The organism is Micromonospora sp. RTGN7, from assembly GCF_033804645.1.
Lineage (GTDB): Bacteria > Actinomycetota > Actinomycetes > Mycobacteriales > Micromonosporaceae > Micromonospora.
In genome coordinates this window covers 425759-447941 of record NZ_JAPZLF010000002.1, presented here as the reverse complement: position 1 = coordinate 447941, position 22183 = coordinate 425759, and the positions used below count along the sequence as shown (strand labels likewise).

23 protein-coding genes are annotated in these 22183 nt (G+C 73.9%); 8 read left to right on the top strand and 15 right to left on the bottom strand.

Going from position 1 to position 22183, the window contains the following annotated elements:
• Window positions 1-48 precede the first annotated feature (48 nt).
• From rpsO to truB, 3 genes are all read right to left on the bottom strand, one after another.
• Window positions 49-318 (bottom strand): 30S ribosomal protein S15, encoded by a 270-nt coding sequence (rpsO, locus tag SNR22_RS05385; RefSeq protein WP_320065314.1) that lies wholly within the window; start codon window positions 316-318, stop codon window positions 49-51.
• Between the two features lie 272 nt (window positions 319-590).
• Window positions 591-1520, bottom strand: a complete 930-nt coding sequence (locus SNR22_RS05380) for a bifunctional riboflavin kinase/FAD synthetase (RefSeq protein WP_320065313.1) — start codon at window positions 1518-1520, stop codon at window positions 591-593.
• Between the two features lie 89 nt (window positions 1521-1609).
• Window positions 1610-2494, bottom strand: a complete 885-nt coding sequence (gene truB, locus SNR22_RS05375) for a tRNA pseudouridine(55) synthase TruB (protein WP_320065312.1) — start codon at window positions 2492-2494, stop codon at window positions 1610-1612.
• A 207-nt stretch (window positions 2495-2701) separates the two neighbouring features.
• Between truB and SNR22_RS05370 the strand changes: the two genes are divergently transcribed.
• Entirely contained in the window at window positions 2702-2890 is a 189-nt protein-coding gene (locus tag SNR22_RS05370) for a hypothetical protein (protein ID WP_320065311.1), read from the top strand.
• Between the two features lie 129 nt (window positions 2891-3019).
• On the top strand, window positions 3020-4135 hold the full coding sequence (locus SNR22_RS05365) for a hypothetical protein (RefSeq protein WP_320065310.1): 1116 nt from the start codon (window positions 3020-3022) through the stop codon (window positions 4133-4135).
• A 59-nt stretch (window positions 4136-4194) separates the two neighbouring features.
• Here the strand turns inward: SNR22_RS05365 and SNR22_RS05360 are convergent, their stop codons facing one another.
• The 10 genes from SNR22_RS05360 to rimP form a co-directional block, all read right to left on the bottom strand.
• On the bottom strand, window positions 4195-5517 hold the full coding sequence (locus SNR22_RS05360) for an MATE family efflux transporter (protein WP_320065309.1): 1323 nt from the start codon (window positions 5515-5517) through the stop codon (window positions 4195-4197).
• Window positions 5518-6503: 986 nt separating this feature from the next.
• Window positions 6504-6713 carry a DUF6186 family protein gene (locus tag SNR22_RS05355; RefSeq protein ID WP_320065366.1) on the bottom strand — a complete coding sequence of 70 codons (210 nt, stop codon included), beginning with the start codon at window positions 6711-6713 and terminating at the stop codon, window positions 6504-6506.
• Window positions 6713-7120, bottom strand: coding sequence for a hypothetical protein (locus tag SNR22_RS05350; protein ID WP_320065308.1), 408 nt, complete (start codon window positions 7118-7120; stop codon window positions 6713-6715). Before SNR22_RS05350 ends, SNR22_RS05355 begins: the two co-directional genes overlap by 1 nt.
• Before the next feature lie 64 nt (window positions 7121-7184).
• On the bottom strand, window positions 7185-8198 hold the full coding sequence (locus SNR22_RS05345; protein ID WP_320065307.1) for a bifunctional oligoribonuclease/PAP phosphatase NrnA: 1014 nt from the start codon (window positions 8196-8198) through the stop codon (window positions 7185-7187).
• A 26-nt stretch (window positions 8199-8224) separates the two neighbouring features.
• Entirely contained in the window at window positions 8225-8716 is a 492-nt protein-coding gene (rbfA, locus tag SNR22_RS05340) for a 30S ribosome-binding factor RbfA (RefSeq protein ID WP_320065306.1), read from the bottom strand.
• A 136-nt stretch (window positions 8717-8852) separates the two neighbouring features.
• Entirely contained in the window at window positions 8853-9146 is a 294-nt protein-coding gene (locus SNR22_RS05335; RefSeq protein ID WP_320065305.1) for a DUF503 domain-containing protein, read from the bottom strand.
• A 90-nt stretch (window positions 9147-9236) separates the two neighbouring features.
• A complete protein-coding gene (infB, locus tag SNR22_RS05330) occupies window positions 9237-12284 on the bottom strand; it encodes a translation initiation factor IF-2 (protein WP_320065304.1) in 3048 nt (1015 codons plus the stop codon).
• Between the two features lie 93 nt (window positions 12285-12377).
• Window positions 12378-12710 carry a YlxR family protein gene (locus SNR22_RS05325; protein WP_320065303.1) on the bottom strand — a complete coding sequence of 111 codons (333 nt, stop codon included), beginning with the start codon at window positions 12708-12710 and terminating at the stop codon, window positions 12378-12380.
• Window positions 12711-12726: 16 nt separating this feature from the next.
• A complete protein-coding gene (gene nusA / locus SNR22_RS05320) occupies window positions 12727-13770 on the bottom strand; it encodes a transcription termination factor NusA (RefSeq protein WP_320065302.1) in 1044 nt (347 codons plus the stop codon).
• Window positions 13767-14456: a ribosome maturation factor RimP gene (rimP, locus tag SNR22_RS05315; RefSeq protein ID WP_320065301.1), complete on the bottom strand. Its 690-nt coding sequence runs from the start codon at window positions 14454-14456 to the stop codon at window positions 13767-13769. Before rimP ends, nusA begins: the two co-directional genes overlap by 4 nt.
• A 229-nt stretch (window positions 14457-14685) precedes the next feature.
• Between rimP and SNR22_RS05310 the strand changes: the two genes are divergently transcribed.
• The 6 genes from SNR22_RS05310 (at window position 14686) to SNR22_RS05285 (ending at window position 20475) form a co-directional block, all read left to right on the top strand.
• Complete coding sequence (locus SNR22_RS05310) at window positions 14686-15138, top strand: hypothetical protein (protein WP_320065365.1); 453 nt, start codon at window positions 14686-14688, stop codon at window positions 15136-15138.
• The gene (locus SNR22_RS05305) at window positions 15135-15584 is read left to right on the top strand and encodes a ferritin-like domain-containing protein (protein ID WP_320065300.1); all 450 of its coding nucleotides are present in this window, start codon (window positions 15135-15137) and stop codon (window positions 15582-15584) included. Before SNR22_RS05310 ends, SNR22_RS05305 begins: the two co-directional genes overlap by 4 nt.
• A 94-nt stretch (window positions 15585-15678) precedes the next feature.
• Window positions 15679-16278 (top strand): PadR family transcriptional regulator, encoded by a 600-nt coding sequence (locus SNR22_RS05300; RefSeq protein ID WP_320065299.1) that lies wholly within the window; start codon window positions 15679-15681, stop codon window positions 16276-16278.
• A 71-nt stretch (window positions 16279-16349) separates the two neighbouring features.
• Window positions 16350-17063 (top strand): ABC transporter ATP-binding protein, encoded by a 714-nt coding sequence (locus tag SNR22_RS05295; RefSeq protein WP_320065364.1) that lies wholly within the window; start codon window positions 16350-16352, stop codon window positions 17061-17063.
• Window positions 17060-19876 carry an FtsX-like permease family protein gene (locus SNR22_RS05290; protein WP_320065298.1) on the top strand — a complete coding sequence of 939 codons (2817 nt, stop codon included), beginning with the start codon at window positions 17060-17062 and terminating at the stop codon, window positions 19874-19876. The genes SNR22_RS05295 and SNR22_RS05290 overlap by 4 nt, the downstream gene beginning before the upstream one ends.
• Before the next feature lie 101 nt (window positions 19877-19977).
• Window positions 19978-20475 carry a nitroreductase family deazaflavin-dependent oxidoreductase gene (locus SNR22_RS05285; protein ID WP_320065297.1) on the top strand — a complete coding sequence of 166 codons (498 nt, stop codon included), beginning with the start codon at window positions 19978-19980 and terminating at the stop codon, window positions 20473-20475.
• Between the two features lie 34 nt (window positions 20476-20509).
• On the opposite strand, the gene SNR22_RS05280 is transcribed toward SNR22_RS05285, so the two are convergent.
• Both SNR22_RS05280 and map read right to left on the bottom strand, forming a co-directional pair.
• Entirely contained in the window at window positions 20510-21223 is a 714-nt protein-coding gene (locus SNR22_RS05280) for a VIT1/CCC1 transporter family protein (RefSeq protein ID WP_320065296.1), read from the bottom strand.
• Complete coding sequence (gene map / locus SNR22_RS05275; protein ID WP_320065295.1) at window positions 21220-22077, bottom strand: type I methionyl aminopeptidase; 858 nt, start codon at window positions 22075-22077, stop codon at window positions 21220-21222. Before map ends, SNR22_RS05280 begins: the two co-directional genes overlap by 4 nt.
• Between the last annotated feature and the right edge of the window lie 106 nt (window positions 22078-22183).

The window sequence follows — 22183 nt, the reverse complement described above, 5'->3', positions numbered from 1 at the left end:
GTGGACGCCGATCGGGGGAGCGACCCGGTGGGTCACTCCCCCGTCACGTCAACGACGCAGGCCGAGCCGCTCGATGAGCGACCGGTAGCGGGCGATGTCCTTCTTGTGGACGTAGTTGAGCAGCCGACGGCGACGGCCGACCAGCAGCAGCAGCCCACGACGGCTGTGGTGGTCGTGCTTGTGCACCTTCAGGTGCTCGGTGAGCTCGGCGATCCGCTTGGTGAGGACCGCGACCTGCACCTCCGGCGAACCGGTGTCACCCTCGGCGGTCGCGTACTCCGTGCGGATCTTGGCCTTGGCTTCCTGGTCGAGCGCCATGTTCTCCCTGCTTCGTGGGTTGTTCAGTGATGTCCGTCGGATCGGTCAGGTGACCGGTAACGGACCGGTTCCTCGCACCCGCGGCGTCGTGCAGGCACGCGAGGCCCCACGTCGGTCAGCCGACGTCCCCGCCAGACTACCAGCCTCCGCCGGAACCGCCCGGCAAGGGCGGTAAGCCCGCTCGGCGGCACCCGGCCCGGCCTGGGATCGCGGCGGGCGGGTACGGCCGGCGTACCCGGCCGAGGATCGCGGCGGGCGCCTCCGGGCGGGACTCAGCCGAGGGCGCGGCGGGTGCGCTCGACGTCCTCGTTCATCTGGGCGATCAGCGGCTCGACCGAGTCGTACCGCACCTGGCCGCGCAGGCGGGTGACGAAGTCCAGGGCCAACCGCTCGCCGTACAGGTCCCCGGCAAAGTCCAGCGCGTACGCCTCGACCCGCCGCTCCCGCCCGGAGAACGTGGGGTTGGTGCCGACCGACACCGCCGCGGCCACCCGCTCCCCGTCGCCCCGGCGGACCAGCCAGCCGGCGTAGATGCCGTCGGCGGGCACCGCCGCATGCCGGTGGCAGAGCAGGTTCGCGGTGGGAAAGCCCAGCTCCCGGCCGCGCTGGTCGCCCCGGACCACCACCCCCTCGACCCGGTGCGGGCGGCCCAGCGCGGCGGCCGCCGCGGTGACGTCCCCGGCGTCGACACAGGCGCGGATGTACGTGGAGGAGAAGACCGTGCTCTCCTCGGCGACCAGCGGCGCGCCCTCCACCGCGAAGCCGAAGGTTCGGCCGAGCCGCTCCAACAGCGCCACGTCGCCGGCGGCCCGGTGCCCGAACCGGAAGTTCTCCCCCACCACGACCAGGGCCGCGTGCAGGTGCTCGACCAGGATGTCGTGCACGAATGCCTCGGCCGGCAACCGGGAGAACTCCTGGGTGAACGGCACCACGCAGAGCACGTCGACGCCGAGCGCCTCGATCAGCTCGGCCTTGCGGGCCGGTTCGGTGAGCACCGCCGGGTGGGACCCGGGGCGGACCACCTCGGCCGGGTGCGGGTCGAAGGTCACCACCACGGACTGCACGCCCAGTTCCCGCGCCCTAGTCACGGCGTACCCGATGGTCGCCTGGTGCCCCTTGTGCACGCCGTCGAAGACGCCGATGGTGACGACCGAACGGCCCCAGCCGCCGGGCGTCGCGTCGTACCCCCGCCACCGCTGCATGACGCTCCTTCCCTGCCTTCCGACGGCCGCGCCGACCGCCGGGCCGTCTCCCCGCCGACGAGCGGCAGGCCACTCTCCGGCCCCCGCCGTCAGGCCGGGGCGAGCACGATCTCCGCGCGGGCCCGGCCGTCCCGCTCGCTGACGATAGCGATCAGGCCGCCGTCGGGGCCGAAGACGGCGTACGGCCCGGCGATGCCGGCCGGGTCGAGCGGGCCGCCGTGGGAGAGCACCTTCGCCTCGTCGGCACCGGCCTCCCGGCGCGGGAAGAACCGGTCGGCGGCCGCCTCGAGCGGCAGGTTCACCACCTCGGGCGCGCGCTGCTCCAACTCCTCGAGGGTCGCCGCCTCAGCCAGGGCGAAGCCGCCGACCGCGGTGCGGCGCAGGGCGGTCAGGTGGCCGCCAACGCCCAACGCGACGCCCGCGTCCCGGGCCAGCGCCCGGATGTACGTCCCGGACGAGCAGGTCACGTCGATGTCCACGTCCACCACGTCGGGGGTGTCCCGGCGGATCGCCAGCACGTCGAGGCGGCTGACGGTGACCCGGCGGGCGGGCAGTTCGACACTCTCCCCCTCGCGCACCCGCTTGTACGCCCGCTGACCGTCGATCTTGATGGCGCTCACCGCGCTCGGCACCTGGTCGATCTCGCCGGTCAGGACAGCGAATGCCGACCGGACCGCCTCGTCGGTGACCGCTCCGGCCGAAGTGGTGGCGATCACGTTGCCCTCGGCGTCGTCGGTGACGGTGGCCTGGCCGAGCCGAACGGTGGCCGCGTAGCTCTTGCCGGCGCCGATGACGTAGGTCAGCAGCCGGGTGGCCCGCCCCACCCCGATCACCAGCACGCCGGTGGCCATCGGGTCGAGGGTGCCGCCGTGCCCGACCCGGCGGGTCTTCGCCAATCGGCGGATCCGCGCCACCACGTCGTGCGACGTCATGCCGCCGGGCTTGTCGACCACGATCAGACCGTCTGCGTTCACGACCGCCAAGCCTGCCAGACGGGGTCGCGCCGATCTTCACCGCACGGCACTATCGACGAACCCCACCTCGACGCCGCCCCGGAGGCACCCCTGAGCATCCCGCCGTCCCACGAGCAACGCCCCCGGGTCGACCTGCCCGAGTGGATGCGCAACCCGCAGCCGACGCGGCGGACCCCCGTCCGACGCCTGTCCGACCTGGTGGAGTCCGTGCCGGCCCTGCGAGCCGCCCGCCGGGCGCTGTGGCGTTGGCGGGACCGGAGCCGGTTCAGCGAGCGGCACCCTGTCGTCTCGGCGATCGTATCGTTCGTCGTCGTCGCGGCGGTGGCGACGACCCTCGTCGCGGGCACCCTCTACCTGTTCGCGTTCGCGAGCTCGCAGGTCGGCGGCCTTCCATAGAGTCCCGGCGCGGGACCGTGCGTACAGTGCCCGCTCGGCGACTCCGGCCGGCTACCCAGTGGGCTGCGCGGCCGGGACGCCGAATGCGAGAATCATGCGCCTTTTTCGCCGCACCCCAGGACCCCCACGATGACAGACGAGCAGCCTCTCGTCCCGCCCCCCGCCCCCGGCCCGGACGGCGAACCGACCTCGACCCCGACGCCGACCTCGACCCCGAGCGCCGCCCTGATCCCGGCTCCGGCCCCGGACGCCGAACCGGCCCCGGTGACCGGACAGAACCGGTACGACGTCGCCCACGTCGATGAGCAGGTCCGACTGCCGGACTGGATGCGCCAGGTGGGCACGGACCAGGAGCTGAACCGGGCGGAGCGGCGGCGGCTGGCCTGGGCGCGGCATCGCGGGAAGTTCCTCGCCGGCGCCGTCGCGCTGGGGGCGGTCGCCCTGATCGGCGCGACGGCGACCGTCGTGGGTACCGTCGTCGACATCGTCCGCACCGGCACCGCGCCGACGGCCTCGCCGGCGCCGACGGCCTCGCCGGATCCCACCGAGCCCCGGGACCCCTTCGCCGGCACCCCCGCCGCCACGTTCGCCGTCGGCGAGGAGGGCATCCGCCTGCCCCCGGCCGAGGCCACCGGCCCGTTCAGCGAGGCGCAGGTGCGGACGGCCCTCGACACGACCCGGCGGGCGCTGGTCGAGAGCCGCCTCAGCACCACCATGCTGAACGGCAACCCCCAGTCGTTTCTCGCCGTGCTCGCCAAGGACGCCGGCGAGGGCCTCTCGTCGCACTTCGACGCCGACACCCCGGAATTCCGGTACTTCGCCACCCGGATCGACCAGAGCTTCCGTGTGAAGAAGGAGATCAGGGTCTCGGGAAAGGTCGGCTACGAGGCCACCGAGGACGCCGACGGGATCCGGGTGCTGGCGGTCACCACCCGGTTCTCCTGGGTGTACGCCTTTGATCGGCGGGCCGGCCAGGCCCCGCCCGAGGCCGATCTGGTGGTCGTCCGGGACACCGTGATCTGGCACCTGCCCCATCCCGACGACGTCTCGCCCTCAGCGCGGGGCCTCTGGCTGAGCACCGCCCAGACCGTTTACTGGAACGCCCGGTGCGACGAGTTGGGAGAGAGCGGCTTCCTCGACGTGGAACCCTTTGTGTACAACCGCGAGGTGGGGCCGGCCCGCGGGCGGCCCCTGACGGACATCTTCGACCCGGAAGGGCCCACTCGCGTCCCCGGCTCCTGCTGACCGGCCCCTGCCGCCCCCTCTCACGCAGGCGTTGACAAGGCGCACTTCCTTGCGCCGCCTCAGCGGACGGCGCCGACGACCGCCCAGCCCCCGGAGCGCAGCCGCAGCAGCAGGGCGGCCAGCCGGAGCAGCACGAACAGGGTCAGCCCGGCCCAGATCCCGCCGAGGCCCAGGTCGAACGCGTACGTCAACCAGATCGCCGGAAGGAAGCCGCCGAACGCCGCGACGATGGTGAGGTTACGCAGGTAGCGCACGTCCCCGGCGCCGATCAGCACCCCGTCGAGGGCGAACACCACGCCGCCGATCGGCTGTAACGCCACCAGCCAGGGCCAGGCGACCTCGGCCTGCTCGCGTACCTGCGCATCCGAGCTGAACAGCCCCGGCACGATGCCGGCCCCGACGGCGATGAGCGCCGCGAACGCCAGGCCGCACCCGGCGCCGAGCAGCGCTACCCGCCGAGCCAGGGCGCGCGCGCCGGCAGCGTCGCCGGCCCCGAGCGCCGCCCCGACCAGCGACTGCGCGGCGATCGCGATGGCATCGAGCACCAGGGCGGTGAAGAACCACAGTTGTACGGCGATCTGGTGCGCGCCGACCGCCGCCGCGCCGAAGCGGGCCGCCACGGCGGTGGCGGACAGGAAACTGGCCTGGAAGGCGACCCCCCGGACCAGCAGGTCCCGGCTGAGCACCAACTGCTGGCGGATCACCCGGGGCCGGGGGCGCAGCGCCACCCGCTCGCTGACCAGCGCGGCGGCGAAGAGCCCGCCGGAGATTGTCTGGGCGATCACATTCGCCACCGCCGAACCGGTCAGCCCCCACCCGACGGGGTAGACCAGCAGCGGGCAGAGCAGCGCGGAGAGCAGGTTGGGGCCGAGGACGAACCACAGCGGCCGGCGGGTGTCCTGCACCCCGCGCAGCCAGCCGTTGCCCGCGGCGGCGAGCAGCAGCCCGGGTGCGCCGAGCGCGGCGACCCGCAGCCACCGGGCCCCGGCCTCGGCGACCTGCCCGGGACCGGCGAGCGCCTCGACCAGTGGGCCGGCACCGAGCTGCATGCCGAGTGCGACCAGCACCCCGACGCCGAGCGCCAGCCAGGACGCCTGCACCCCCTCGGCCACCGCGGCGGCCCGGTCGCCGGCACCGAACCGGCGGGCGGCCCGCCCGGTGATCCCGTACGCCAGCACGGTGCCCAGCCAGGCGATCAGGGTCATCACGGTGCCCGCGACGGCCAGCGCGGCGAGCGGCAACCGGCCCAGGTGCCCGACCACGGCGGTGTCGACCAGGACGTAGAGGGGCTCGGCGGCGAGCACCACGAGGGCGGGCAGGGCCAACGTGGCGATCCGCCGTGGCGAGGCGACGGGGGGCGATGGGGCGACGGGTTGGCTCATCGCCGCCGATCCTGACACTTCCCCGTAAGCACCGCAACAACCCCCACCACTTACCCCTCCCTGGTGCGCCGACGGGGGCGCCGGAGGCGCTCGCGGTGAGGGGGATGGGGAGCGGTGGCGGGGCGGGGAATGTCACGGGGCGGGGGTGCCGGAGGGGGCGGGGGCCGGGAGCGGAGGCTCGACCGGCGAGCGGGGCAGGGTGGCGCGGCGGGGCCGGGAGCGTGGGCTCGACCGACGAGCGGGGCGGAGTAGCACGGCGGGGCCGTGGTTAGGGGGCTCAGCCGGGCTGCCAGTAGTACCGGTCGAGGTGGACCGACCGGTAGGACGAACCGCCGGGCGGCCTTGCGGGCCCGGTGGTCTTGCCCGGGCCGGAACTGCCGACGATCACGATGCTCCGGACGGTGCCCGGTTTGCTGTGACGGCCGGGGGCGGAAAATCGATTCCGGACCCGGGGGCGAACCACGCCGACGGCCTAGGGGCGAGAGTCACCCGCCGGCGAAGCGGAACGGGTCAGCGGGTGGAACGGTCGACCCGGACCGGGCGGGCGGTGATGCCGACGGCGTGGGCGTCGGCATCACCAGCGGGCGGCCTGGGTCACTGACGGGTGTCCATCGACGTCTGGAGCGCGCGGCGGGCCTGCTCGCGGGCCTCGTCGGTGTTCTCGGGCTTGGGCTTGTTCGGCATGGGTCGGTCCTTCCAGGGTGCGGGCCACGAGAAACGTGGTGGCCCGGCGGCCGGTCGTGCTGGCACCCGACGGGCGGTCCGGGGTGGCCGGAACGGCCGGTCTGGGCGTGAGCCCGGGTCGGTCGGACCCTGGGAGGAGGCGACGCCGGGTGTGGCACCACCACCGCCGACCAGTGTCGCGGGACACGGCACCGGTCTTTTCCCAAGTTATCGTTCAGGTCCACATACTGCCCGCTCTTCCCGCCATCTGGACACAACGGGTTCCCCGGGCGAGGATTCCCCGGACCCGCCGGGAGGACCGGTCAGCGGGCCAGAAAGTGCCAGCCGAGCCACCACCAGAAGCCGAACAGGCCGATCCGGCCGACGGGCACCGGGCCCACCTCGTAACGCATCACGTAGGCGCAGACGTCGGCCAGCGACGGGATCCGGGAGCCCGGGCGACGGGCGGCCCACTCGACGGCGGCGAAGAGCGCCAGGGCGACCACGAAGCCGGCGATGGCCAGGACCCGCATCATCGCCGCACCAGCCCCCAGAACGCGGCGAGCCAGGCGAACCAGGCCGCCGAGCGGACCAGTTCGTCCTTCAGCAACGGGTCGGCCAGCCGGGAGAAGGTGGGGAACTCGTCGCCGGCGTGCAGGACGAAGGTGGCCCCCTCGAACACACCGAACACGGCCACCGGGAGCACCCACCAGACCGCGCCCACACCGAGCCGGCGGGGCGCCGTCCGGCGGGGCACCCGATTGCCCAGGCCCAGCCAGATCAATGCGCCCCCGGTGCCGAGGGTGTAGAGGTTCGCCGAGGTGGAGAAGGATGGTAGTTGGCCGCCGACGAGGGAGAGGCAGACCAGCACCGGCACGGAGACCAGGGGGCGGTCCCAGACCCGGGGCTCGGTGACGGTGAGCTCGCTCGGGTGATCCATCCCGCAATTCTCCCCGTCCTCACGGAGCGCGGGAAGACCGACACCCCTCGGAGTGTTCCCTGATCTACGCCTCGATGAGCGCCTTGTCCAGTTCCGCCCGGATGCTCGCCACCACGTCGTCCGCAGTGCCTCGACCGGTGAAGCCGGCTGCGAGCCGGTGACCACCACCGCCGAGGACAACCGCGACCCGGCTCACGTCGACCGCACCCTTGCTGCGCATCGACACCGCCCACTCCGCCGGGCGGACCTGCTTGACCACGCAGCTCACGTCCGCCTCGGCGGTGCACCGCACCGAGTCGATCAGCGCCTCCAGCACGTACGGTCGCTGCTCGTGCCGGGCCAGGTCGTCGAGCGTGGCGTACGTCCAGACGAGGCCGTGGCCACCGGCCGCCGCCGGCTCCAGGCGGGCCCGGCAGAGCACCTCGCCGAAGAGCCGCACCGCGCCGAAGGGCCGGGTGTCGAAGATCCGGCGGGAGATGTCTCCGGGCCGGATGCCGGTGGCCAGCAGCCGCGCCGCCAGCTCGTGCACCGCCGGGGTGGTCGCCTCGAACCGGAACGACCCGGTGTCGGTGGTCAGGGCGACGTAGAGGCACTCGGCGATCGCCGCGTCCACGGTCACCCCGAGCCGGGTCAGCAGCTCCTCGGCCACCACCGAGGTGGCCGCCGCAAGGGGGTCGACGAGGTTGATCCCGCCGAACCGGGTGTTCGAGGCGTGGTGGTCGAGCACCAGCGCGGCGCCGGCGGTATCCAGCCGGTCGACCAGGCCACCGAGCCGCGACTCGCTCGCCGCGTCGAAGCAGATGACCAGCTCCGGCACCGGTTCCGCATCGGCCTCCGGGACCAGCAGATCCAGCCCGGGCAGGGCGCGGAACGCCTCGGGCAACTCCGGCGGGCCGGGGAAGGTCGCCTGCAACCGGCGTACGCCGAGCTGCCGCAGGCCCAGCCCGAAGCCGAGCATGCTGCCCAGCGCGTCCCCGTCGGGGTTGATGTGACAGATCAGCAGGACCCGGGCGTCGGCCGGCAGGCCACGCACCGCCGCGACGGCGGCGGCCCAGTCGACCTCAGCCGGCCCGGTCACGGCCGGCCCGGTCACGGCCGGCCCGGTCACGGCCGGCCCGCGCCGCGCGGGGTGTCCTCGTCGGCGGTCCCCTCGTCGGCGGAGTCCCCGTCCTCGTCCTCGTCCTCCAACCGGTACGGCTGGGCGTCGCCCGCGTGCCGGGCACCGGCGGCGAGCCGCTGCACCTCGGCGTCGGCGTTGCGGGCCTGGGTCAGCAGGTCGTCGATCTGCTTCACCTGGTCCTGCACGTCGTCGAGGACGAAGGCCAGCGACGGCGAGTGGCGCAGCCCGAGGGCCTTGCCGACCGTGCTGCGCAGCATTCCCTTGGCGCTCTCCAGCGCCGCCGCCGTGCTCGCCTGCGCCGCCGCGTCACCGAGCACGGTGTAGAAGACCGTCGCCTCCCGCAGATCAGCGGTGATCCGGGCATCGGTGATGGTGATCATGCCTAGCCGGGGGTCCTTGATCTGGCTCCGCACCAGCGACGCAACCAGTTCGCGCACCCGCTCCGCGTGCCGGCGTACCTTGGCCGGATCCGTCATCTCGCCCACCTCCACGGCGTACCGCTCCCAGCCGGCGCGACGACGGGGAACGCCGCCGGCTCCGACCAACCAACAATTCGAACACTACCTTCGCGGCCGGGCCGACCGCCGGTCACGGGCGGCACCGCCGGGCCGTTCAATCGTCGTCGCCGTACAGGCGCTGGCGCACCGACAGCAACTCGACCTCGGGACGGCCCGCCACCATGCGCTCGCACGAGTCGAGCACCTCGCGGACGTGCTCGCCCTCCGCAGCCACCACGGCCACGGCTATCTCCGCCCGACCGTGCAGGTCGAGCGCTCCCACCTCGGCGGCCGAGACCTCGAAGCGGCGCAGCGCCGCCACGATCGGCCGTACATATGATCTCTTGGCCTTGAGCGACCGGGAGTCGCCAGGCAGCAGCAGGTCGAAGACCACGGTTCCGGTGAACATCGCCCCGGACGATACCCGCAGTCACCCCCACATGATCAAGGGGTTTACGCCGTTGCGGGCGTAAACCCCTTGATCAGTGCATCAGACGCGTCAGGCGCGCGGCTTCTCCCGCATCTCGAAGGTCTCGATGATGTCGCCGACCTGGACGTTGTTGTAACCGCCCAGCGTCAGACCACACTCGAAGCCCTCGCGGACCTCCGTCGCGTCGTCCTTGAACCGCTTGAGCGAGCTGATGGTGAGGCTGTCCGCCACCACCTGCCCGTCCCGCAGCAGCCGCGCCTTGGCGTTGCGGCGAAGGATCCCGGACCGGACGATACAGCCGGAGATGTTGCCGACCTTGGACGAGCGGAACACGTCGCGGATCTCCGCGCTGCCCAGCTCGACCTCTTCGAACTCCGGCTTGAGCAGCCCCTTGAGCGCGGCGTCGATCTCCTCGATGGCCTGGTAGATGACCGTGTAGTACCGGATCTCCACGCCCTCGCGGTCGGCGATCTCGCGGACCTTGTTGGCCGCCCGCACGTTGAAGCCGATGATCGTGACCGCCTCGGACGAGGCGCTCGCGAGCATGACGTCGCTCTCGGTGATCGCACCCACGCCCCGGTGGATGATCCTGAGCTGGACCTCCTCGGGGATGTCGAGGTTGAACAGCGCGTCCTCGAGGGCCTCCACGGAACCGGAGACATCGCCCTTGAGCACCAGGTTGAGCGAGGTCTTCTCGCCCTCCTTGAGCTGCTCCATGAGCGTCTCGAGAGTGGCCCGGCCGCGGGAGTTGGCGAAGGACGCCGCCCGCCGCCGTGCCTGCCGCTGCTCGGCGATCTGGCGCACCGTGCGGTCGTCCGCCGCGGCGAGGAAGGTGTCGCCCGCCCCGGGGACCGCGGTGAGACCGAGCACCAGCACCGGACGGGCGGGGCCCGCCTCGGCGATCTGGTTGCCGTTCTCGTCGAGCATCGCCCGGACCCGGCCGTGCGCCCCGCCGGCGACGATCGAGTCGCCCGCCCGCAGGGTGCCCTTCTGCACCAGCACCGTCGCCACCGCGCCACGACCCTTGTCAAGGTGCGCCTCGATGGCCACACCCTGCGCCGGCCCGTCGATCGGAGCGGTCAGCTCCAGCGACGCGTCGGCGGTCAGCAGGACCGCCTCCAGCAGCTCCTCGATGCCGATGCCCGGCTTCGCGGCCACGTTGACGAACATCGTCTCGCCGCCGTACTCCTCGGCGACCAGCCCGTACTCGGTCAGCTGCTGGCGGACCTTGTCCGGGTTGGCATCCGGCTTGTCGATCTTGTTGACCGCGACCACGATCGGCACATCTGCCGCCTTGGCGTGGTTCAACGCCTCGATCGTCTGCGGCATCACGCCGTCGTCGGCCGCCACCACCAGCACCACGATGTCCGTCACCTGGGCACCACGGGCACGCATGGCGGTGAACGCCTCGTGGCCCGGAGTGTCGATGAAGGTCACCGCTCGGTCCACGCCGTCGTGCGGCACGTGGACCTGGTAGGCGCCGATGTGCTGGGTGATGCCACCCGCCTCGCCGGCAACGACGTTCGCCTTGCGGATCGCGTCGAGCAGCTTGGTCTTACCGTGGTCGACGTGACCCATGACGGTCACGACCGGCGCACGGCTGACCAGACGCTCCTGGGCGACCTCGGCGTCGAGGTCGATGTTGAACTGCGCGAGCAGCTCGCGGTCCTCGTCCTCCGGGCTGACGATCTGCACGTCGAAGCCGAGGTGCTCACCCAGCAGCAGCAGGGTCTCGTCGGAGCAGGACTGGGTCGCGGTGACCATCTCGCCCAGGTTGAACATCTCCTGGACCAGCGAACCCGGGTTGGCGTTGATCCTGTCGGCGAAGTCCGACAGCGACGCGCCACGGGAGAGCCTGACGACCTGACCCTGACCTCGGGGGGCACCCGAGCTCATGGTCGGGGCCGACAGGTTGTCGAACTCCTGTCTGCGCTGCTTCTTGGACTTGCGGCCCCGGGTCGGCTTGCCGCCCGGACGCCCGAAGGCACCCGCGGCACCGCCGCCACGGCCACGGCCGCCACCACCTGGACGACCGCCGCCACCGGACGGGGCACCCGGACGGAAACCGCCGCCGGGAGCACCACCGCCGCCACCGGGACCGCCACGGTAGCCACCGCCACCGCCACCGGGGCCACCGCCACCGGGACCGCCACGGAAGCCACCGCCACCGCCACCGGGGCCACCGCCACCGGGACCGCCACGGAAGCCACCGCCACCGCCACCGGGACCACCGGGACGACCTGCGCCACCGCCACCGCCGGGACGACCCGCGCCGGGGCCGCCGGGGCGACCGGTGGCCGGGCGCTGGCTCGGCATGGAGGCCGGGCTCGGCCGGGGCGGCATGGAGGCCGGACTCGGCCGGGGCGGCATCGACGACGGGTTCGGACGGGGACCGCCGCCACCAGCGGCCGGAGGCCGCTGCTGGCCGCCCTGGATGCCGAACGGGTTGTTACCGGCGCCGCGCGCCGGAGGACGACCGCCCGGACGGGCACCCGGGCCCGGGGCCGGAGCGCCGGGGCGACCGGCTGCCGGTGAACCCGGACGGGGCGGCATCGCGCTCGGACCCGCACCGGGAGCCGGACGCGGGCCGGGACGGGGACCACCCTCGGTCGGGGGCTCCCGTCGGACGTTCTCACGCTGCTGCTGGCGGGCGGCCTGGGCAGCCTTGACTGCGGCCTCCTGCTCAGCCTTCAGCGCGGCGGCGCGCGCCTCGGCGGCCGCCACTTCGATGTCGTGGGCGCTCGCCGGCTTGGCAACCGGGGTCGCCGGCTGCGGCGGGCCGGGAAGCGGCCCATTGGGCTTTGCGCCGGGGGCGGGCGCCTGGCCGGGCCGCCGCGGCGGCATCGGCCTGGCCGAGACCCGGGGGGCACCCGGGGTCGGAGACGGGGACGGGGATGGCGTCGGGGTCGACGTCGGGGCGGCCACCTGTGGGGCGGCCGGCGCCGGGGCACCGGTGGAAGCGACGAACGCGTTACGCAGCCGCCGGGCGACGGGCGCCTCGACGGTGCTGGACGCCGACTTCACGAACTCGCCCATTTCCTTCAACTTGGCGAGAACTGTCTTACTCTCGACCCCGAGCTCCTTAGCAAGCTCGTGTACGCGGGCCTTACCTGCCACTGCACTCCTCACTCCGAGGTCGTGCGGGCAGTACCCGCAGCGACCTCACTCCTGCACTTGAAGCCTGGTCATTTCAGGGACTTCATCGTGTGCTCATGTCGGTCGTCCTACCCTGCTAGCGACCCTCGCCCGGTCGGGATGACCGGACGTAGTGGTTGGCGCATCGAGATGCTCGGCAAGCTCACCGTGGTCGATGACCCCGGCGACACGCAGCGCACGCCCGAAGGCGCGGCGCCGCTCCGCCAGCGCGAAGCAGGCCGGATCAGGGTGCATGTTCGCTCCCCGACCCGGCAGCCTGCGAGCCGGATCGGGTCGGAGGCTGTAACCAGCCTCGTCGCCAACCGCGACGATCCGCAGCAATTCGCTGGCCGGCGCACGCCGCCGGCAACCCACACAGGTGCGCTCCGGCAGCGCGTGTCGTACCACCGGAAGGAGTCTACCCCTAGCGGCCCGAGATCGCTCCGCCCGGCTCCCGGACGTGATCGGCTCCTCCCCGGGCGCCCGTGGTGGGCTGCTCCGCGTCGGACCGGATGTCGATCCGCCAGCCGGTCAAACGGGCCGCAAGTCGGGCGTTCTGCCCCTCCCGGCCGATCGCCAGGGAGAGCTGGAAGTCCGGCACCGTCACCCGGGCGGCCCGGGTGGCCAGGTCGACCACCTCGACCCGCAGCGCCTTGGCCGGCGACAACGCGTTGCCGACAAAGGTGGCCGGGTCGTCCGACCAGTCGATGATGTCTATCTTTTCGCCGTGCAGTTCGCTCATCACGGCGCGGACCCGCTGGCCCATCGGGCCGATGCAGGCGCCCTTGGCGTTCACGCCCGGGGTCGCGGAACGCACCGCGATCTTCGTGCGGTGGCCGGCCTCACGGGCGATGGCGCCGATCTCCACGGTGCCGTCGGCGATCTCCGGGACCTCCAGCGCGAAGAGCTTCTTCACCAGCGCGGGATGGGACCGGGAGAGGGTGATCTGCGGGCCGCGCATCCCCTTGGCGACGTGCACCACGACGCAACGGATCCGTTCACCGTGCTTGGGCTGCTCGCCGGGGACCTGCTCGGACTGCGGCAGCACGCCCTCCAGCTTGCCGAGGTCGACCGTGATGATGCCCTTGATGTCCCGCGCCTCGTGCGCCTGCACCACGCCGGTGACCAGGTCGCCGTCGCGGCCGACATACTCGCCGAAGTGCACCTCGTCGGTGGCCTCCCGCAGCCGCTGGAGGATCACCTGCTTGGCGGTCATGGCCGCGATCCGGCCGAAGTCGTGCGGGGTGTCGTCCCACTCCCGCACCACGCTGCCGTCGTCGTCCAGCTCCTGGGCGCAGACCATGGCCGCGCCGGACTTTCGGTCGATCTCCACCCGGGCGTGCGATTCGGCCCCATCGGTGTGCCGGTAGGCGGTAAGCAGCGCGGTCTCGATCGCCGCGAGGATCGTGTCGAACGGGATCTCCCGCTCGCGCTCGAGTGCGCGTAGCGCCGCGAGGTCGATGTTCACCTCTCCTCGTCCTCCACATCATCTTCGTCGTCGATGTCGTCAATGTCTTCGTTGTCGCCGAGCTCGTCGTCGCCCGCCTCGTCGAGGCGGTGGAACTCGACCTGCACCCGGCCGGGGCCGAGCTCGGCATGGCGGAACTCCGTACGGCCGGAATCGGTCTCCAGCGCCACGCGATCGTCGTCGGCCTCGACCACCCGGCCGGCGACCTGGCGGTCGCCGGTGGGCTGCCCGCCTGGGGCCGGGGCCGAGGCCTTGGCGGTCACCTTCACCAGCCGGCCGACGTTGCGTCGCCAGTGCCGGGGCAGGGTGAGCGGGCGGTCCACCCCGGGGGAGCTGACCTCGAGCTGGTACTCGCCGGCCAGGATGTCGCCGCCGGCCTCCTCGGCCGCGTCGAGCGCGGCGGAGACGGCCCGGGAGACGTCCGCGACCGCGTCCAGGCTGATCCCGCCGTCGGCGTCCACGATCACCCGCACCACGTGCCGGCGGCCGGCCCGGGAGACAGCGACGTCCTCCAGGTCGTACCCGGCCTCGTTGATCACCGGCTCGATCACCGCGCGCAACCGGGCCCGCCGGGCCGCGAGGTCGTTGCGGGGTCCGCCGACACGGTCATCGCCCCGGGGGCCGTCGGCGCGTCGGGGTTTCCCCGTCGGCCCCGTCGACCTGGTGGCACCGCCACGCTGTGTCATCTGGCGCACCCTCTCTTGATCGACGGCGCCCGGTCGGGACGCCATGCCGGCACGCCACCGGGGCGTACCGCCGGTGGTTGCGCAGAGCGTAACGCGCTCATGGGTCGGCGGCCCGGGCGGCGCACCGACGCCGGTCGCCCACGTAGCCGCTCGTATGGTGTTGACTTGTCCGGTGGCGAGGGGCAGAACGACACCGCACGACCGGACACCCGGACATTCCCGGCGAAACCTGCTGCGGGCGGGCGCGCTGCTGACACTCGGCGGTGCCACCGCACCGCTGACGGGCTGTGATCTTTTCGACCGCGCCGACGAACCGGACCCGGCCCCCGATCCGCTCGAACCCCTCGCCGCCGAGGCACGCGAGCTGGCCGGCCGGCACCGCGCCGCGCTGGCCACCGACCCCGACCTGGCCGGACTACTCACCCCGATCGCGGAAGCCCACGAGGCGCACGCCGGCGAGCTGGCGAAGCTGCTCGGCCGTTCGACGTCCCCGGCCACCCCGTCGGCCGGGGCCAGCGCCGACGGCGGCGACCGGGCAGCGACGCTGGCCGCCCTGCGAAAGGCCGAGCGGGGCGGGCGCGAGTCGGCGGCGAAGCTCTGCGCCGTCGCGCCGCCCGAGCGGGCGGCGCTGGTGGGCTCGATCGCCGCCGCCCGGGCCACCCACGTGGAGGCGCTCAAGTGAACCGTCGACAGGCGCCGTCCGGCCCGCTCCAGGCGCTGGCCGACGCGCTCACCGCCGAGTACGCCGCGGTCTTCGCGTACGGGCCGATCGGGGTACGGCTCACCGACGCCGCCCGGACGGCCGCCCGCCGGGCCGAGTCCGCGCATCGGGCCCGGCGCGACGCCCTGGTGCTCCAGCTGAGCGCGGCCGGCAACCCGGTCCCCGCCGACAAGGCCGGATACGCCCTGCCCTTCCCGGTCACGGACGCGGCCGGCGCGCTGCGGCTGGCCGTCGAGGTGGAGGAGCGCACCGCCGCGTTCTGGCGGGCGGCGCTGCCGCACACCACCGGCGCGGACCGCAACCGGGCCCTCGCGGCGCTGACCGACTGCGCGGTGCGGGCCACCCGCTGGCGGCACACCGCCGGGGTGACCCCCGTCACCGTCGCCTTCCCCGGCCGGCCGGGCTGACCGGCCGCTGAGTGTTTCCGCTGGTCATTCGGTCGGGTGCCGATCGGCTACCCCCGGTTGCGGGTGGCATACCAGGTATGCATACTCCGAAACCATGTCCATCCGTCACGGCCTGCTCGCACTGCTCGAACGCGGCGAGATGTACGGCTACCAGCTCCGGGCCGCTTTCGAGGAGTCGACCGGCTCGACCTGGCCGCTGAACATCGGGCAGGTCTACACCACGCTCTCCCGCCTGGAGCGGGACGAGCTGGTGCGGGCACTGCCGGAGAACGAGGGCGGGCAGCGGCCGTACGAGATCACCGACGCGGGACGGGCGGACCTGGCGCTCTGGTTCGCGACCCCGATCAGCCGCACCGACCGCCCCCGCGACGAGCTGGCCATCAAGCTGGCCCTGGCGCTGACCACCCCCGGCGTGGACGTACGCGCGGTGGTACAGACCCAGCGCGCCGCCACCATGCGGGCGTTGCAGGAGTTGACCCGGTTGAAGTACGCCAGCGACCGCCCCGAGGACCTGCCCTGGCGGCTGGTGCTGGACTCGATGATGTTCCAGGCCGAGGCGGAGATCCGCTGGTTGGACCACTGCGAGACGAGCCTCGTGCGGCACCGGCCCGCGCCGAGCCCCGGCGGCCGGGAGGCGGCACCTGGCCGGCCGGCGGAGGCGGCGGGCCTCGACGGCGAGGAGGCACGGCGGTGAGCGGAACGGAAGACGCGCCGGTCAGCGGCTCCGGCGCGGCGGCGAACGGAACGGACGACGCGCCGGCGGCGGTGCTCGAACTGCGTGACGTCCACCGCACCCATGGCTCCGGCGAGACCGCCGTGCACGCCCTGCGCGGGATCAGCCTCACCGTCGCCCCCGGCGAGCTGATCGCGGTGATGGGGCCCTCCGGGTCCGGCAAGTCCACCCTGCTCGCCCTGGCCGGCGGGCTGGACGGCCCGACCGCCGGCGAGGTCCGCGTCGAGGGGCAGTCACTGGGGACGCTGGACCGCCGGGCGCTGGCCCGGGTGCGCCGCCGACGGGTCGGCTACATCTTCCAGAACCTCAACCTGCTGGGCAGCCTCACCGCCGCCGAGAACGTCGCGCTCCCACTGGAACTCGACGGCGTCGGCGTGCGGCAGGCGCGGCGGGCGGCCCGGGCCGCGCTCGCCGAGGTGGGGCTGACCGAGCTGGACGGGCGCTTCCCGGACCAGATGTCCGGCGGGCAGCAGCAGCGGGTGGCCATCGCCCGGGCGCTGGTCGGCGAGCGGCGACTCGTCCTGGCCGACGAGCCGACCGGCGCACTGGACTCGCAGACCGGCGAGGCGGTGCTGCGCCTGCTGCGCCGCCGGGTCGACGCGGGTGCCGCCGCCGTCCTGGTCACCCACGAGGCCCGGCACGCCGCCTGGGCCGACCGGGTGGTGTTCCTGCGCGACGGCGTCATGGTGGACTCGACGGCGCCGCTGGGCGGCGTGGAGCAGCTGCTGGCCGGCAGCGGGCGGTGAGGTCCCAGCACCGGGCACCCACCCCGCCTCAGCGGCAGGGCCGGCACCCCGGCGACGCCACCCAGCCGGTGCCGGCCGGTCGGGTCGACGTCGCGGCACCGCGCCGGCGGTTCGTGGCGGCGCTGCGCTCCTGGCGGGCCGCGCTGCGCATCGCCCGGCGGGAGGCCCAGCGAGCCCGGGGGCGGACGATGCTGGTGCTGGCGATGATCGCCCTGCCCGTGCTGGGGTTGACCTTCACCGCCGTCAGCTACGACATGTCGCGGCTGACCCTGGCCGAACGGATCGACCGTCAGCTCGGCACCGCCGACGCGGAGCTGCGCTGGATGGCCGACGGCCCGCTCACCCAGGACGCCTGGGGCGACAACGGGTACCCCCGCGACGGCGTATCGTCCCGGACCCGACCGGTCACCGCCACCGAGCTGACCGCCCTGCTGCCCGCCGGCAGCAGGGTCGGCGAGGTGCACTGGTGGTTGTCCTTCGAGGCGCGGGTCGGGGACCGGCGCGAAATGCTCGCCGCCCGGATGCTGGACCTCGCCGACCCGCTGCTGGGCGGGAGGGCTCGGCTGCTCGCCGGCCGCCCGCCCACCGGCCCGGACGAGATCGGGCTGAGCCCGGCGGCACTGCGGCAACTGCACGTCCGGCTCGGCGACCGGGTCACCCCGGCCGACGGCTCGGTCGAGCGGACCGTGGTCGGGGTGGTGGAGTTCCCGGACGATCTCTCCCCCATGGCGGCCCTACCCCTGACGGCCCGTCCGACCACCGACCGAGGGGGCGAGCCGGACTGGCTCGTCGACCTGCCGGACGACGTCGACCCCGGCCTGACCGACCGGCTCAACGCGTACGGGATCGTGGTGGTCGCCCGCACCCCCGCGCCCCACCCCGCGGCCGGGGCCGAGCTGGTGGGCGCCCCGATGAGCGCCGAGGACACCGGCAACGCGCTGCTCGTCGGCGGCCTCGGCCTGCTGGAGGTCGTGCTGCTGGTGGGGCCGGCGTTCGCCGTCGGGGTGCGCCGTCGGCGCCGGGACCTCGCCCTGGTCGCCGTGGCCGGCGGCGACGCCGCCCACCTGCGCCGCGTCGTGCTGGCCGACGGGGTGGTGCTGGGCTGCGTCGGGGCCGCCGCCGGGCTGGTTCTGGGCGTCGCCGCCGCGTTCGCCGCCCGGCCCCTCACGGAGGAGTACGTCGTCCAGGCCCGCTTCGGGGCGTACCGCGTCTTCCCCGCCGCGCTGGTGGCCATCGCCGCGGTCGCGGTGCTGGCCGGGGTGCTCGCGGCGCTCGCGCCGGCCTGGACCGCCGCCCGGCAGGACGTGGTGGCCGGGCTGGCGGGCCGGCGCACCCCGCCACCGCACCGGCGGCGCTGGCCGCTGATCGGGGCGGCGCTGACGGCGGGCGGCGCGGCGGTGGCCGCGCTCGGCGCTGTCCAGAGCACCACGCCGGTGCTTCTCGCCGGCCTGGTGCTCGGCGAGTTGGGGCTGGTCTTCGCCACCCCGACGCTGGTCGGGGCGCTCGCCCGGGCCGGCCGGTGGCTGCCGCTGGCGCCCCGGATCGCGCTGCGGGACGCGAGCCGCAACCGGGCCTCGACCGCTCCGGCCATCTCGGCGGTGATGGCCGCGGTCGCCGGCAGCGTCGCCCTCGGCGTCTACGTGGCCAGCGAGGACGCCCGGGCCGACGCCAACTACCGGCCGGGCCTGCCGTACGGCCACGTCATGGTCGTCGGCTCCGGCACCGAGACGGAGCGCTTCCCGCCGGTGGCGAAGATCGCCGAAGTCGCGTCCGCCGTACTGCCGCCGAACACGGTGTTCCGGGTCGACGTCCCGGCCTGCTCCGAGCCGACCGTCCCCAACGACTGGTGCGAGGTCCGGGCCGAGCTGCCGCCCGAGCAGGTCTGCCCGGACGAGTTGGCGCAGTTGCCGGACCTCGCCGACCGGCAGCGCGCCCGCACCGACCCGCGCTGCGCCGCAGGGCTGGACGGCAATTACCTCGCCAGGTTCTCCCTGCCGTCCGTGGTGGACGACGGAGACGCCTTGGCCGCGCTCACCGGGGCCGCACCGGAGGAACTGGCCGCCGCCCGGCAGGTGCTGCGCGCCGGCGGCGCGGTGCTGACCGACCCGCGCTACGTCGTCGCCGGCCGGGTCACCCTGACCGCGACGCGGACCCGGGTCCGGCCGGAGTCGGAGACGACCAGCACGGCCACCGTCCCGGGGTACGTGCTGCGCAGCGGCCTCAAGGTGGACCAGGTGGTGCTCTCCCCCGCCGCCGCCACCCGGGTCGGGCTCGCCGCGCGCCAGTTCGGTTACCTGCTGGCCACCGACACGGCACCGACCCCCGCCCAGCAGGACCGCTTCGACGTCGAGCTGCGACGTCTCGGCCCGCTGGAGGTGGTCGTCGAGCGCGGGCTCGGGGACAACGACCAGCGGCAGGTCCTGCTGCTGCTGGCGATCGGCTCCGGCCTGATCACCGTCGGCGCGGCGGCCGTCGCCACCGGCCTCGCCGCGGCCGAGGGGCGGGCGGACCTCTCCACCCTCGCGGCGGTGGGCGCCAGCCCCCGGCTGCGCCGGGTGCTCTCGCTCTGCCAGGCCGGCGTGATCGCCGTGCTCGGCTCGGCGCTCGGCATCGTGGCCGGGCTGGGCACCGCCGTGATCGTCCTGGCCGCCAGGAACCGCCGGTACGCCACGGCCGTGCCGGTGGACGAGGCGTACCCGCTCGTGGTGCCCTGGCTCCACCTGGGCATGGTGGTGGTGGTGCCGCTCGTGGCGATGCTCGGCGCGGGCCTGTTCACCCGGTCCCGGCTGGCGGTCGAACGCCGCCTCGACTGACGCACCGGCGCGGCTGGTGCCCGCCTCGGCCGACGCCTCGGCGCGGCGGGCGGGGCGTTCTGGGGGTGCCGCGTCCGGGCGGGAGGCGGCACACTGGTGGTGTGCCCGCTCTCGGAAGCCTCACCCGTCGCGTCGGCCACCACCGCTGGTTCGGCGCCGTGGCCCGGCTACTGGTCCCCGCCGACCGGCTGGTCGGCCGGCTCACCCGCGGCCGGGTGGTCGCGCTCGGCCTGATCCCCTCGCTGGTCATCACCACCACGGGCCGCCGCTCGGGCGTGCCGCGCAGCAACCCCCTGTTGTACGTCCCGGACGGCGACGGCTATGTGGTGATCGGCTCCAACTGGGGGCAGCAGCAGCAGCCCGGCTGGGCGCTGAACCTGCTTACCCGGCCGGAGGCCGAGATCGACGTCAAGGGGCGGCGCTTGCCGGTCCGGGCGGAGGTGGCCATCGGCGTGGAACGCGACCGGCTCTGGGAGCTGCTGGTCAGCGAGTGGCCGGCGTACCGCACGTACGTCGAGCGGGCCGGCGGGCGGGAGATCAGCATCTTCCGGCTGGTGCCGGCCGGGCGCGTCGAACCGGGCGCCGCCGCTGACCGGTGACCAGTTCGGAACGCACGCCGCGGAGGGCCCTCGGCTACAGGCCGCCCTCGATGCCGATGAACGTGCCGATCAGGTAGGTTGCCCCGGCCGCCGCCGCGCCGAGCAGGAACTGCCGCAGGCCGCTGGACCACCAGGGCTGCCGGGTGAACCGGGCCACGATCGCCCCGGCCGCGAAGAGGCCGACCCCACCGACTGCCAGCGCGAGCCAGAGGCTGGTGGCGCCGAACAGATAGGTCAGCAGGGGGACCAGCGCACCGAGCGAGAAGCACAGGAACGACGAGATCGCCGCCGCCCAGGGGCTCGGCTGCTCGTCGGGGTCGACGCCGAGTTCCTCCCGGACGTGCACCCGCAGCGCCTCCTCCGGGTTGCGTCGAACCGCCTCGGCGACCTGCGCGGCCAGGTCGCGGGGCAGGCCGCGGGCCACCCAGGCGTCGGCCAGCTCACGGGCCTCCGCCTCCGGGTGCCGTTCCAGCTCCCGCCGTTCCTTGGCCACCTCGGCGGCGACCTGCTCGTTGGCCGACCGGACACTGGTGTACTCGCCGAGGCCCATCGAGATGGCCCCGGCGACCAGGCCGGCAGTGCCGGTGAGCACGATGTTGCGCGGTGACACCCCGCCGCCGCCGACGCCCGCGATCAGGGCGATGTTGGTGACCAGGCCGTCCATCGCACCGAAGACGGCCGGCCGCAGCCAGCCGCCCGACACGTCCGCGTGGTGCGCCTCGCGCAGCGCCGCCGGGGAGTCGGTCACGGCAGGGTGAGAATCTCTCGGCCATCCTCGGTCACGAGGATCGTGTGCTCGAACTGGGCCGTCCACCTGCGGTCCTTGGTGACCACCGTCCAGCCGTCGTCCCACATGTCGTACTGGTAGGTGCCGAGGGTGATCATCGGCTCGATGGTGAAGGTCATCCCCGGCTCCATCACGTCGGTGGGCCGAGGGCTGTCGTAGTGCGGCACGTAGAGCCCGCTGTGGAAGGCCTCCCCGATGCCGTGGCCGGTGAAGTCGCGGACCACGCCGTAGCCAAACCGCTTGGCGTACGACTCGATGACCCGGCCGATCACGTTGATCTGCCGGCCGGGGGCGACCGCCTTGATGCCCCGCATCATCGCCTCGTGGGTCCGCTCGACCAGCAGCCGGGCCTCCTCGCCAACCTCACCGACACAGAACGTGGCGTCGGTGTCGCCGTGCACCCCGTCGAGGTACGCGGTGACGTCGACGTTGATGATGTCGCCGTCGACCAGGACCGTGGAGTCCGGGATGCCGTGGCAGATCACCTCGTTGAGGCTGGTGCAGCAGGACTTCGGAAAGCCCCGGTAGCCGAGCGTCGACGGGTAGGCACCGTGGTCGCAGAGGAAATCGTGCACCACCCGGTCGATCTCGTCGGTGCTCACCCCGGGCTTGCAGTGCTCGCCGGCGAGCTGCGTGGCCTGGGCGGCGAGCCGGCTGACGACCCGCATCTTCTCGATCGTCTCCGGGGTCTGCACGTGCGAGCCGCGCCACTGGCTGGGGCTCTTCTTGCCCACGTACTCGGGTCGGACGATGTGACCCGGCACCGGTCGCATCGGGGAGAGCATGCCGGGGGTCAGCGGCGCACGGACGGTCATGGGGCAAGCCTATCGTCGCCCCTACGGCCCGCGCGTCCGGCGCGGGGACCGGTGGCGGAGGTGACCGCGGCCCCGGGCCGGGCCGACCGGTTGTTGCCGCGTACCT

Bases quoted from the DNA above. Each gene is read 5' to 3' on its own strand.
- rpsO (WP_320065314.1), bottom strand. From the start codon at position 318: ATGGCGCTCGACCAGGAAGCCAAGGCCAAGATCCGCACGGAGTACGCG.
- SNR22_RS05380 (WP_320065313.1), bottom strand. From the start codon at position 1,520: ATGCAGCGGTGGCGGGGGTACGACGCGACGCCCGGCGGCTGGGGCCGT.
- SNR22_RS05365 (WP_320065310.1), top strand. From the start codon at position 3,020: ATGACAGACGAGCAGCCTCTCGTCCCGCCCCCCGCCCCCGGCCCGGAC.
- SNR22_RS05360 (WP_320065309.1), bottom strand. From the start codon at position 5,517: ATGAGCCAACCCGTCGCCCCATCGCCCCCCGTCGCCTCGCCACGGCGG.
- SNR22_RS05355 (WP_320065366.1), bottom strand. From the start codon at position 6,713: ATGCGGGTCCTGGCCATCGCCGGCTTCGTGGTCGCCCTGGCGCTCTTC.
- SNR22_RS05350 (WP_320065308.1), bottom strand. From the start codon at position 7,120: ATGGATCACCCGAGCGAGCTCACCGTCACCGAGCCCCGGGTCTGGGAC.
- rbfA (WP_320065306.1), bottom strand. From the start codon at position 8,716: ATGACGGATCCGGCCAAGGTACGCCGGCACGCGGAGCGGGTGCGCGAA.
- SNR22_RS05335 (WP_320065305.1), bottom strand. From the start codon at position 9,146: ATGTTCACCGGAACCGTGGTCTTCGACCTGCTGCTGCCTGGCGACTCC.
- rimP (WP_320065301.1), bottom strand. From the start codon at position 14,456: ATGACACAGCGTGGCGGTGCCACCAGGTCGACGGGGCCGACGGGGAAA.
- SNR22_RS05300 (WP_320065299.1), top strand. From the start codon at position 15,679: ATGTCCATCCGTCACGGCCTGCTCGCACTGCTCGAACGCGGCGAGATG.
- map (WP_320065295.1), bottom strand. From the start codon at position 22,077: ATGACCGTCCGTGCGCCGCTGACCCCCGGCATGCTCTCCCCGATGCGA.